12 protein-coding genes and 1 tRNA gene are annotated in these 12,376 nt (G+C 39.0%); 3 read left to right on the top strand and 10 right to left on the bottom strand.

The window, feature by feature from the left end; genetic code table 11:
• Window positions 1-350 precede the first annotated feature (350 nt).
• Window positions 351-1,217, bottom strand: coding sequence for an SGNH/GDSL hydrolase family protein (locus IQ236_RS21215; RefSeq protein ID WP_193871119.1), 867 nt, complete (start codon window positions 1,215-1,217; stop codon window positions 351-353).
• A 249-nt stretch (window positions 1,218-1,466) separates the two neighbouring features.
• On the opposite strand from IQ236_RS21215, the gene IQ236_RS21210 reads away from it, so the two are divergent.
• On the top strand, window positions 1,467-2,831 hold the full coding sequence (locus tag IQ236_RS21210; protein WP_193871118.1) for a protein kinase domain-containing protein: 1,365 nt from the start codon (window positions 1,467-1,469) through the stop codon (window positions 2,829-2,831).
• Window positions 2,832-2,848: 17 nt separating this feature from the next.
• On the opposite strand, the gene IQ236_RS21205 is transcribed toward IQ236_RS21210, so the two are convergent.
• Window positions 2,849-2,940 (bottom strand) — tRNA-Ser (locus tag IQ236_RS21205).
• 171 nt (window positions 2,941-3,111) lie between these two features.
• Between IQ236_RS21205 and IQ236_RS21200 the strand changes: the two genes are divergently transcribed.
• Window positions 3,112-4,848 (top strand): pentapeptide repeat-containing protein, encoded by a 1,737-nt coding sequence (locus IQ236_RS21200; RefSeq protein WP_193871117.1) that lies wholly within the window; start codon window positions 3,112-3,114, stop codon window positions 4,846-4,848.
• 50 nt (window positions 4,849-4,898) lie between these two features.
• Here the strand turns inward: IQ236_RS21200 and IQ236_RS21195 are convergent, their stop codons facing one another.
• From IQ236_RS21195 to IQ236_RS21180, 4 genes are all read right to left on the bottom strand, one after another.
• Entirely contained in the window at window positions 4,899-5,093 is a 195-nt protein-coding gene (locus tag IQ236_RS21195) for a hypothetical protein (RefSeq protein WP_193871116.1), read from the bottom strand.
• A gap of 159 nt (window positions 5,094-5,252) precedes the next feature.
• Window positions 5,253-5,546: a small RNA NsiR4-regulated ssr1528 family protein gene (locus IQ236_RS21190; protein WP_193871115.1), complete on the bottom strand. Its 294-nt coding sequence runs from the start codon at window positions 5,544-5,546 to the stop codon at window positions 5,253-5,255.
• A 51-nt stretch (window positions 5,547-5,597) separates the two neighbouring features.
• Entirely contained in the window at window positions 5,598-7,340 is a 1,743-nt protein-coding gene (locus IQ236_RS21185) for a hypothetical protein (RefSeq protein ID WP_193871114.1), read from the bottom strand.
• A gap of 69 nt (window positions 7,341-7,409) precedes the next feature.
• Window positions 7,410-8,177 carry a pentapeptide repeat-containing protein gene (locus tag IQ236_RS21180; RefSeq protein ID WP_193871133.1) on the bottom strand — a complete coding sequence of 256 codons (768 nt, stop codon included), beginning with the start codon at window positions 8,175-8,177 and terminating at the stop codon, window positions 7,410-7,412.
• A 213-nt stretch (window positions 8,178-8,390) separates the two neighbouring features.
• Here IQ236_RS21180 and IQ236_RS21175 point away from each other — a divergent pair, with 213 nt between their 5' ends.
• Window positions 8,391-8,588 carry a hypothetical protein gene (locus IQ236_RS21175; RefSeq protein ID WP_190523427.1) on the top strand — a complete coding sequence of 66 codons (198 nt, stop codon included), beginning with the start codon at window positions 8,391-8,393 and terminating at the stop codon, window positions 8,586-8,588.
• Between the two features lie 94 nt (window positions 8,589-8,682).
• Here IQ236_RS21175 and gloA read toward each other — a convergent pair whose 3' ends face one another.
• From gloA to IQ236_RS21155, 4 genes are all read right to left on the bottom strand, one after another.
• Window positions 8,683-9,120: a lactoylglutathione lyase gene (gene gloA / locus IQ236_RS21170; RefSeq protein WP_193871113.1), complete on the bottom strand. Its 438-nt coding sequence runs from the start codon at window positions 9,118-9,120 to the stop codon at window positions 8,683-8,685.
• Between the two features lie 121 nt (window positions 9,121-9,241).
• Window positions 9,242-10,030 (bottom strand): ABC transporter permease, encoded by a 789-nt coding sequence (locus IQ236_RS21165; protein WP_193871112.1) that lies wholly within the window; start codon window positions 10,028-10,030, stop codon window positions 9,242-9,244.
• A 4-nt stretch (window positions 10,031-10,034) separates the two neighbouring features.
• Window positions 10,035-11,063, bottom strand: a complete 1,029-nt coding sequence (locus IQ236_RS21160) for a glycosyltransferase family 2 protein (protein ID WP_193871111.1) — start codon at window positions 11,061-11,063, stop codon at window positions 10,035-10,037.
• 133 nt (window positions 11,064-11,196) lie between these two features.
• Window positions 11,197-12,376 (bottom strand): RNA-guided endonuclease InsQ/TnpB family protein (locus IQ236_RS21155; RefSeq protein ID WP_193871110.1); only part of this gene is annotated, 1,180 nt, incomplete at its 5' end.

Genomic DNA, 12,376 nt, shown 5'->3' with positions numbered 1-12,376 from the left:
CGACCGAGGTTACAGGGGGTTAGACTACTCCTGACTTGATGAAAATTTCAGACGTTAATGATTATTCTGTAGATTAGCATAATTGGGTACTCCTCTACAAAAATTAACAATTCTCAAAGAAGATCCAGATTCCCCAGAAGGAAAGGTTTCAGGGTTGACAGTTGGTGATTGACAACTCACTGATCTTTTGTGGAAATATAGGTTGAAATCAGGATAAAACCGAAATTATACCGCTCTTGTAAAGCGTTAAGAAACTCATTCATCCGTCATGACAAACGGGAGATCACCCCTGATGGGAGTGATCTCCTAGGGGTAATTCCCAGTCGATGATTTGAACAATCAGGATTAAATTATTCATTGAGTTTTAAGCTTTGAATTTTAGGTTCAGGAACACCCCAGCCTTTAAGAATGGTATAGGCGATAATTTGATGACCTGCAATATTAGGATGAATCCCATCACGAGTTAATAGATTTTGTCCCTGTCCCCCATAACGCTGATAGGTGATAATCACATGACGAAAGGGAATATTTAAGTCAATAAATTGACAGCGATATTGTAGGGCGACTTCCCGCATTACAGCAATATATTCTGCAATTCGTTGATTTTCTCGACTGCTGAGATCTTCATAAATAATGGTGGGAGATAGCAATAAAACAGGAATTCCTTTAGTGGTTGCAACCTGTACCATTGCCGTTAAATTTTGGCGATATTCTTGAGGTGTAGGAATATTGGGTCTGGCTGGTGTTGGAGTTTGAAAACTTTGCAAGACATCATTAACTCCAATATTAATGGTAATTAAATCGGGTTTTTGATCTAAAACATCTCGTTTAAATCGTTCCGATAGTTGGGTTGAAGTATTACCAGAAATCCCAGAACTAATCATTTCAACGGGTTGTTGAGGATACAGAAAATTCAAATAACGTTGTAGCAACCAGACATAACCGCCATATTGTCCTCCACTTTGGGTAATACTATCCCCAACGACCACAATTCGATGTTTATTGCGTAACACTTCCGGCTGGGGTTCGATGACGGGTTGCGGTGATGGAGGTTTAGCAGGTTGAGGGGGTTGAGGAGGGCGAGGCGTTGAGGAGGGAGTGGGTTTTTGGGGGGGTGCAGCTTCGATGGGTATCGATGGAGAGGTAGAATACCATCCTAAACAACCGATTGTGATCGCAACAAGACATTGCACTACAACTGTCTGAACCTGTTTCATCTTGGAGGTGTATTGATTATGGGAAACGACAGCAACGGTGATTTTGCTGTCTTAAAATCCCACATATTTTAACCAGAAATGGAAGATTAACCAAGATTAATGACTCACGGCTTGGAACCCTTGTAAAGTCAAGCTTATTCTGCACCTAGATTAAAACAAGTTAGTTAAAGGAATTGTTGGCTTTTTTTTGACATTCCGTGATCCCGTGTTACCCTAAAGAGTATGCGATCGCTTCATTTTGAGTTGAATATGTTAAACTCAGGACAAATTATCCAAGACCGCTATCAACTACAATCCCAATGTGGACGTACCGCCACCGGACGTCAAACTTGGTTGGCAATAGATCAGCACACTCAAGAAAAAGTCATTATCAAGCTGTTAGCCTTTAGTCCGCAAATGGCGTGGGAAGAATTAAAACTGTTTGAACGAGAAGCGCAGGTTTTACAAGCTTTAAATCATCCTCGTATTCCTCGTTATCGAGATTATTTTTCCCTCGATAAAAGTGTTGGGGGTGGTTTACCTTGGTTTGGATTAGTCCAAGATTATATTCCCGGTTCATCGTTACAAGATTTGTTAGATCAAGGACATCGGTTTACGGAATCTCAAGTTAAAAAAATTGCTAAGGATATCTTAAAAATATTGATTTATTTGCATGAATTAAGTCCTCCGGTTTTACATCGAGATATTAAACCCAGTAATTTAATTTTAGATGATTCAGAACAAATTTATTTAGTCGATTTTGGAGCCGTACAAGCCCAAGCCAGTGTTACAGGCGTAACGTTTACTGTTGTCGGAACCAGTGGTTATGCACCCTTAGAACAATTTTGGGGTCGGGCGGTAGCTGCATCGGATTTATATGCGTTAGGAGCCACATTAATTCATTTATTAACCAATACTTATCCGGCGGATTTACCTCAAAAAGATACTCGAATTCATTTCTCAGATCGAATTAGTTTAAATCCGAATTTTGTTTACTGGATTGAACAAATAACCGAAATTTCTTTAGAAAAACGCTTACAAACCTCACGGGAAGCTTTAGAGTTATTAAAAGCGGGCAAAATTCGTCCTCGAAAAAATCCTGATACCACCCCCAAAAGAGCTTTAATTCCCAGACTGAATCAACCATTTTATAGTAAGATTAATGTTGATTACACCGCAGAGTGCTTAAAGATTTACTTACCCCCCAAAGGATTTGGAAAACTATTTCATCTGGAAATCGGGTGTTTGCCTTTATTTAGTATCTATTTTGTATTTAGTTTATTATTGTCGATTTTTGTGCCGATGTTTTTCAGTAATCCCGTGTTATTTTGGTTTTTGTGTTCACTCCTATTCGTTTCGGGGTTATTTTGGTTATACTTTTTAATTGATGAAAAAACCTGGGTTGAATTTGATCACCATGAATTTAGAATTATCCGAAAATCGAGGGGAATTCAATATCGTTTACAGTCAGGTTCTCTATCCAGTATTATTGGCGTTTTTATGGAGAAAAACCAATCTAAATATGAGGTTGTGATTCGCACCACATCCCAAACTCACCGAATTGGTGAGGTATTTGTGGCGGAGGAATGCGCTTGGTTAACCCAAAAAATTCAAGATTGGCTCTATCCTCATTAAATTGATGGGCTGATTAACGGAGAGGGAGGGATTCGAACCCTCGGTACGGAGTTACCTGCCGTACAACAGATTAGCAATCTGTCGCTTTCGACCGCTCAGCCACCTCTCCAGGAGCGACAATTAAATATACTAACAGATCATTTTGGGTCTGTCTAGGGGTTTAGAAAAAAATTGGTGTTCGGGGTCGTGAGGGAACACCCCCCCCTTGTAGAGAACAAACCAGGGTGTATGATTCAGCATAGACTAACGAACCCTTTGTAGCGTCTTCTCAAGCTCTGCCATGAACAGACAAGAACTTTTAGATCGGTATCAAGCGGGAGAGCGCAATTTTACCTATATTAACTTAAGTGGGGCAAATTTAAGTGGTGTCAATTTGCAAGAGATTGACCTCACGGGCGCAAACCTAACAGGCGTAAATCTCAGTTGGGCGGTGTTAAACCAAGCTCAGTTAGTGGGGGTATGTTTTCGTCGGGCTGATTTACGCAATGCGGTATTAACGCGCAGTAATTTCAATCAAAGTAATCTGAGTGGCGCTAATCTCACTAAAGCAGATTTGCGATTTGCAACCTTGAAACAAGCGGATTTGAATTGGGCGATTTTGACAGAAGCGGATTTAAGTAATACGGATTTAACGGGTGCAAAATTAGATCAAATTAATTTAGAGCAAGCTAAGTTAAATCATGCTTTATTAATGGGTGCAGAATTAATGGAGGCGAATTTAACTCGTGCGAGTTTAATTGCTGCGAATTTAACGGGAACGAATTTGCGAGAATCACGGTTAATGGGTGCAAATTTAAAAGATGCTATTCTCACTCAAGCCAATTTAACCGAAGCTGACTTAAATGGGTCTACGTTACGCTCGGCGAATTTAACCGGAGCCGATATGCACCGAGTGATTTTAACCGGGGCTGATTTAACGGAAGCCATTCTCGATAGTGCTGATTTAAGCCGAGGAAATTTAACAGGAGCTTATTTATTAAAAGCCAGTTTTAAGAAAGCGTATTTATTACGGACAAATTTAGAAGAAGTTTATCTTTTATGGGCAAATTTAAGCGAAGCTAATTTAAGAGGAGCCAACTTACGCAAGGCAGATTTAAGTGGGTCTTATTTAAGTGATACTATTTTAAGTGAAGCCGATTTACGGGATGCTTTATTAATTGAAAGCCATTTAATTAGAACCAATTTAGAAGGCTCTAAATTAACGGGGTGTTGTATTCATAATTGGGAAAAAGTAGACGTTGAATTGACTAAAGTAGAGTGTGATTATGTCTATACTCAGTTTGATTATACCAGTAAAAAACCCAAAAATCGTTATCCGAGTGATCGAGATTTTTTGCCGGGAGAATTAGCCAATGAACCCTCGGAAGATAGCCATTTAATTACTGTGGAATTTATGGAATATCCCAATTGGGAAGCTTTAGTTTATACGTTAGTTAAAGTGGAACAGGAAAGTTATGAACTGCAATTAATGATTCAAGGATTTGAATCCCAGCCTGATCAGTTTTTCTTGCAAGTAAAAGCTAATCATTTAGTGAATACGAAATTATTGGCGGAACAAATTTTAACGTCCTATTTGTCTATGAAAAACAAGATTTTAGAGAAGCGATTTGATATTTTGGGACTGTTAAATTTAGAAGTTCCTATTTTTAATGCCTCCCTAGATTTGCAAGAAATTCCTGAACCTGCCTTACCTCCCCCCCCAGTAGTCGAACATCAAAACCATCAAGCTCTATCTCAAGAAATTTCTCGTCAAATTCAATCGATTTTGCGATCGCAAGAACCTGAAAAATTTGTCATTAGTGTACAAAGATTATTAGATTTCTTAACTAAAAATGGGGTAGAACTCGAAGAAATCCAACATCAAGTGATTATTCAAGGAATTGTTCAACGTGCACAACAGGAACCTTTATTTAAAGAAAATCTATTTCGCTGGGAACAAACGGCAAATCCATCAGAACGGCTTTCGTTGATGGGGGAATTAGTTCGATTTGCGATCGCACTTTTATGGGAAAAATAAATAGGTTAACGGCTGATTTGTCAGGGGTGAATTCTTGTTTCTATCTAATACTACCACCACCAACGGGATGTCCAGAAGCGATCGCCTAAAAGCCAAGCTAACAAGCCACAGAGGAGTCCACCGATCAAAAAAGCCATCAGAAAAGATTCAGGAAACCGCAACCCAGACAAAAAGCCGCCAATCATAAAACCACAGCCAAATCGAGCAATAAAAGTAATCCAATCAAATTTTGGGGGTGATGTCATCAGGGTTTTAATAAAAACGACATATTTTTACCCGCTTGTGGGGAATAGGACGCTTCACCCCAATTTACTGCTCAAATCAGGGTCAAAACGTCTGATAAACCCGAAAATTTTAATATTCCGTTATCAAGATGATCTTCTTCGTGTCTTTGTGGTTCTCTATTATTTCCCCCCATAATAAAACAAAATTTCTTTATCTTTTAACCCTTGAAATCCCGCATCAATTAAGAGTTGATTCAGTTCATCTTGAGCAATATGTTTAGCTCCAATACGAACAATTCGAGACCGCATCGTATTGCTAACACCACTACGTTGACGTCCGGCTTCTAATCCCATTACTTTATTGTAGAGATCAAGCTTTTCTGGAGGAATCGGTGTACCATCAAAATCAATCCCTTGAGCGATCGCCACATCAATTGCATCTGCACCCGTCGTTGTATTAGCTTCCGAAGACATAAGATAATTCCGATTTAATTTTTAAACTCTTCTATTCTACCCTAATCCGGTTTAACGATACATTTGAGTTTCTAAATCCTTGATGACCCGTTGCTTATCCGGTTGTCCTTTTAAGAGTTTTAACAGTCCTAAACCTTGATGAATGGGTTTATTATTCGCAGGTTCAGCCAAACCACTCACCCCATCTATCTCATCCATAATTGTGCGATAAAATGCTGCGCCAAATAAATGATGAATGGGTTTTTCACCTTCTCCGAAGGAACCCACCGCCATCCAATTATTTCCGATTGCTGTAGACTGATTTCCAGTTTCTGAAACCGCCGGAATTCCCCATTTAATTTTATCAGGGTTTGACCCTTGTGCGACTTGAGCAATCGCCACCCTAGCCGTCATTTCCACCAAAGGAACTGCACCTTTAATCATTACATTTCCTGATAATAATCCCAATCCTCCTCGCGACACAGAATTATAGGATTTTTCTGCTAATCGTTCAATTTTGACTTCAGCAATATCAATCTGTTGAATCCCCGTTGCGGGATAATCTTGAGTAGTTTCTAAGATAGATTTTAGGGTAGCTTGAATGATTTTAAACCCTTCTAAATAGTCATCACTATCAAACTCATTATTTAAGGGGGAATCCGGTTTACGGATTAATTGATAAATCACTTTCCCAATCGCCGGAATTTCAGCCTTCATCATCCATTCATCTAAGGCGACTAAGGTTAACGCATCGACAACATTTTGCCCTTCTCGGAGTTGAATATAGGTTTTAGCGTATCTTTTTTGATCCGACTCTGATAACTGGGATTGATTATAAATGGCATTAATAATCAGAATATCCAAGGCTAAAACCCTGGAGGTTACACTAGCGCGTAAATAGTATTTTTTTAAGTCTGCTTTCAAGGATGAATTGAGAATAATCGCATCAATTTTTGTTAACGCCTCTAAATCAGGAACCGCTTCTCCAGAACGAACATACTGATAGGTTCCTTTTAATCGCATTCTTTCATCTAAATCTAAATGGGATGTTTCTAACGCCTTTTCTAAACATTGTTCTAAACCCAAAGATCGGGAATGATGACTAGCAATAATATAGCGTTGACCCATATCCGCATAAAGTTTAGAGGTCAGCACTAAATAATCTAATAAATCTAACGCGGTAAAATCTTGAGTGGCTTGTACGTTATTCAGACGGTTATAAGCGTCTAAACATCTAACTTTAGTGGGTTCATACAACGAAGCTTGATTAATTAAACGATTGATTTGCCGATCTAAATTGACTTCGGAATTATAAAAGCTATGCAGCACTAAAAACGCATCATTGCCTTGAACTCCACATCCTTTCATACGTAAATTAGCACCTTCTGTGCGGTTGGGTGGAATTCTAACCGTGTAGGTTTTTCCCCTTTTTAAGGTAACAGTTTGATTGCCTCCTTGATCAGCGGTTTGATAGGAAATAAAAATATGATAAAGTTCATCTAAGCTCCAATCCGGTGCATTGGGATTATTTAAGGGTTCTTCCGATTCTGAACCCAAATGATCTACCCAATCTTGACCTTTTTTCCAAGTCGATTCTACGGAATGGGCTGCCGTCTCTCTAATAGTTTTTCCCGCTTCTGTTGCTTTATGACTAATCGTTTCTCCGAGATTTGATACGGACTGTTTAGCGGCTTCTGTGGCTTTTTCCGTTAAAGATTTACTGGTATTTGCTGCGGTTTGACTTACACTGTCTTTCAAACCCCCTGCTTTTTGAGTGATAGAATTCCATAAGGATTTATTTTTGCGATCGCTCATCGATTTACTCCCTCTTCAACGGCCTGAAAACCATGATATAGCAGATTGTTTGATTGAAACTCAGTTGAGTTAGAACAATAATCTTAATAACATCGGTGCGGCTGTTTCTAACATCCCCAAAAATCCACCCCTGGGTTTATTCGTGTCAGGATTTTGTCGATATTCCAAGGTTTCTACTAACTGGAGTGAAATTTGTTCTCCCTCTGGAGAATTTAAGGTTTTATACAATTGTTGAGCTTGTTTTGCATCCCCAATTGCCCCGACTAAATCTCCTAAATCTGCCCGGGCCATACTTCGACCAAAATAGGCCGCCGCTAAATTGGGATCGAGTCTTAAAGCTTGATTATAAAAATCAATGGCATTGACATAATGACCTGACTTGGCTTCCGTCACCCCTAAACGGTAAAAGTCCTCAGCACTGCCACTATTAGCAGGAAGCCCTACCACACCCACTAACTGAGCATTGTTGAGACTTTTAGGATCTAAAATCGCATTAGTGAGATAGGAACTTCTTAAATCTGTTCCATTAAGGATAGCTCCTGTGAGATTAGCACCTGTTAAGTTGGCCCCAAATAAACTCGCCCCAGTCAAGTTGGCCCCTCGCAGGTCTGCCCCTGTTAGGTTTGAGCGACTGAGATTAGCGCCTACCAGGTTGGAGCCATTCAAGTTAGCACCGACTAAATTAGCGAGTACCAAACCCGCACCACTGAGATCACAATTCTGACATTGTTTTGTGGCGAGAAGTTTTTGAGTTTGTTCTAAATTTTCTGCTTTTGCTGGAGTTAGAGGACTGAGTACCACTAACAAAGCAACACCAGCTATCATTCTCTGTTTCATAGGACAGATGCCAAAAAAGGGCGTTGTCGCTATCATAAAATATTTTCAGGGTTTTTGCTATCTGCTGACTAGAAGTTAGGAGTTAGCAGTATTGATAAGAATCACAGTTAAACCGTGAATTTGATCACACCTATAGGGGTTTTTGTGTCACTGCCAAACAGGGGAATTGAAGGAATAATAAGAGCCAAGAACAGGTGCGTATAGGTGATCCCCATGTTGGTGAGTGAATCTACAGTTAGTATCGAAGGATTGGTGAATCAAATTTTTTCTTCGCGCCAAATCACCCGAAGTGACCAACGAGTCTTGATGTCGTTATTACTCTCCAAAAACGACTTAAGTTTAGAAGAACATTCCTATATTGATCAAGTTTTTGAACGCCTTCGGCGAGGATTAATTCATGTTGTGGATTAATGATTAATCAATCTCGATGAAATCTCCTCAACAAAATTTAACTTAAAAATTCTGTCCCCTCCCCTGAGTCAGGGGAAGGTTAAGGCGGGTTTAATTAAGATGCTGTCGAAGCAGTAACCGCCGTTTCTTTTTCAGAATTAGACCCCTGAGTTCCTAACTGAATTAGTTCAATTTTATAACCATCGGGATCTTCCACAAAGGCAATCACTGTTGTTCCGTGCTTCATGGGGCCAGGTTCACGAGTAATTTTACCCCCTGCGGCTCTAATTTGTTCACAAGTTCGGTAAATATCATCGACACCCAGGGCGATATGACCATAACCGGTGCCGATTTCATACTGTTCTACCCCCCAGTTATAGGTTAACTCAATCACGCTCTGCTCGGATTCATCGCCATAACCCACAAAAGCTAACGTAAATTCACCCCCTGGATAGTCTTTTTGACGCAGCAGTTTCATTCCTAAAATATCGCAGTAAAACTTTAGAGAGCGGTCTAAGTTTCCGACCCGTAACATTGTATGAAGGAGTCTCATATTGATCTAGTCCTGGTCATTGATTTAAGATGCCTTTCATTATATTAATAAAACCGATTAAATCGTAGTAAGCCCTTTAGGGCTTTTTCTTAGAAACAGAGTCCTGAAGGACTCACTACTTTTAGGCTCCCATTCCTGAATATTGTTTTAGTCCTTGTTTCCATAACCAACGATTGATGATAAAAAATAAGGTTCCCCACAAGAATATCATCAATAAACCTCGAACTATATCAACGGGAAATCCTACAATAATAGAAGCTGGAAAATAAACCAGATAGGGAAAGGGAGTCCATAAGGTCAGTTCCCGAATCAAGGGCGGAAACACTTCTAACGGTGCAATGATTCCTGATAGAAATAAATAAGGTAAATACCAAATTTGTTCAATAGCACTCGCTCGTTCTGTCCAAAAGGAAAATAAAGCAAAGGTATATTGAATAATAAATCGTAGCATAAAAGCCAGGATTAAGATTAATAAAAATAACAAGATTTGTCCTAAACTGGGTATCCAAAAGGATTGAGGATAAAGGGCAAAAAATAAAAGAATTAGCCCTGCAATAAAGGGAAGGCGGGCAAATCGTTCCGCAATATGGCTGAGAAAATGATGCCATACGGGATCAATGGGCTGTAATAATCGAGGGGATAGTTTTCCTTGAACGACTTCTTTTTCAAATTCCCAAATCACCCAAACAACATTAGCTTGTCTCACAATAAAAGCTGCTAAAAAATATCGAGCAAATTCAAGATCACTCAGTTCAATATTTTGGGTTTGGGAGGCTTTAATCCAAATTCCCATTAAAATAAAAGGCAAGGAACCAGACAATGCCCATAAAAATAGTTCGGCTCGATATTCGACCATGTAGGCATAGTAGGTTAGCAGTAAAGTTTGAGCTATTTTAAAAATATATTTCATAAAATTATTCAATTAAAATTATTTTTTTGATTAAAGGTTTTGTTTGTTTATTGAGCATCAATAATTGTTTGATTTTTAACCAGTGCTGTTTTCGATTTAAAATGGAAGACAGTAACAATTTCCAAGCTTTGGGAGACAAAATAGAGGTTGAGGATAAAGAAAAAGCATTTACTATTTTAGCTTTTTTGAGGGCGACAATACTCCAATGTAATTTGAGATAATTACGGATATCTTGAAGGCTAGGAAGATAGATTTTATAGTCTCTCCGAATCAGGTTATAGATTTTTTCTTTAATTAAAATATTAGTATCAAGTCGTTTTTCCAAAGAAATCTGTTGATTATAAGCGCCGGGCCATATTGTTCGATAAGCTAAACATTTATTAATAAAAATTGCATCGCCAAATTGAGCAATTCTAATCCACGAATCAATATCATCACAGTTCGCATCTAAACTGGAATCCCAACCCCCGGACTGAATAAATGCGTCTCTACGATAGGCGACTTGAATGGGTGTTCCAAAGGGAATTTGTTCGAGAAGCATTCCATAATGAATGTCTTCTTGGGGAATATAAAATACTTTTCCAGGGCCAATAATTCGAGTTCGACTGAGTTCTTTTTCCTTGGGATCAACTTGAGCAGCTTGACAGGAACAAATCACTACTTGGGATGTAGAAGTTTGACGTTTCTGAATTTGATAAGCGCTAATTGCCTGAATCATTTCTTCAATACAATCTGTTGCTAAATAATCATCATCATCTACGGGTTTAATCCACTCTCCAGACGCTACAGCGACTCCTGCATTCATCGTGGCTGAATGACCTTGATTAGTGGGGTTACGATGATAAACCAGCCGATAATCCTCTTTTGTTTTTAAGGATGCAGATAATTTTTGAACATACTCTTCAGTACCATCCGTCGAACAATCATCAACAACAACCACTTCACAAGGCACAGTTTGATTTAAGGCAGAATCAATTGCCCGTTTCAGTAACATTATTCGATTATAGGTTGTAATCACGATGCTAAATTTCATCGTACTGCCTCGCTTAAGAGTCTGCTCATTCAGTTACTATTTAGCCTAACACATCTGCTCACTCTTCAGGAATTGATGAGCTACGCTTTTCTTTTAGATTTGACACTCCCCGCTAGTCAAGAGACGGGGATTCTTAAGAACACCAAAAACGGATTCTTAAAGGCGTAGTCAATGCGCCTCTACTGACTCCATTAAGATTTAATCCTAATGTTGCCGATACTTTGCGAAGAATATTGGCTGCACCATTACAATCAGCATTAATATATTGATTGAATGCAGTGCGATATAAACCTCGTTTAACTCGCTTTCCTGACGGTTCCCAATTGTCGGGTTTTGCGCCGAATTCAGGGAGATAATCTTGATCAAGAAAACTAGCTTTTGAGGTATAAGATTCCTCTGTTTCAATAAACTCAATTCCATAACGGGAACAAAGTTCTTGGATTCGAGATTTTAGACGAGCGGTGGGAATCTGAATAAAGTTTTGATTCCCTTTCTTCCCAAGGGTAGCACCGTCTTTTTGTCCTTGATTCCAACCGAAAACAATTCGACCAATATTATTTTCAAGACAATGATTAATCACCAATCTTGCTGCTTTATTAATCCCATCTCTAATTTGACGATTACGCTTTTCGGTTATAACTGCTAAAGATTTACTCCAGAACCCGTGAGGTTTGCCTTGTTTTTGATTGGCGACTTGTTTGTTGTACCACTGATTTAAAGACTTGAGATGCTTACCATCAACAATAAAACTTGTTCCGACATTGCTTACACAAGTTAACCAATTATCAATACCATGATCTATTCCTAAAACATGGTTAGGATTAATTGGAGTTTTTTCTGTTTTGACAGCATAAACAAATTCAGCGTAAAAGCAACGATTGCGAGGTAAAATCCGAATCTCTTTGATGTCTTTCCATTCCAGATTTGATGGCATGGGAAGATAAACCTCCCCTATCCCAAACCATGCTTTTACTTGTTGCCCCAGTGGAATTCTAATTCCCTCTGGAGTTAATTTCAACCATTTGACGGGATAGGAAACTGTAAAAAACCCTTTCTTCCTGTATTTAGGAGGACGGGGTTTTTCTATTAATTTCCCACTTTTCCAAAGTTTAAGGAGTTCTTTGTAAGAACTCATAGCTTCCGCTACGTTATTGCAGGTTTGTTGGGCGGATGAAACATACATTGGTTTGAAATGTCGATTAGAACTTCGAGACATTTCAGAACAAATCGCAGCCCGTTTGACAAATGTTCCGGTCTTAAAAAGTATTTGTCTTGCGTAGTACAGAGCGCAATTATAAACCTTGTTTGACTCA

Origin of the sequence: Planktothrix mougeotii LEGE 06226 (assembly GCF_015207485.1) — a bacterium.
Classification (GTDB): Bacteria; Cyanobacteriota; Cyanobacteriia; order Cyanobacteriales; family Microcoleaceae; genus Planktothrix.
Note: the sequence above shows the minus strand (reverse complement) of the source record. Positions and strands in the feature narration are given on the sequence as shown.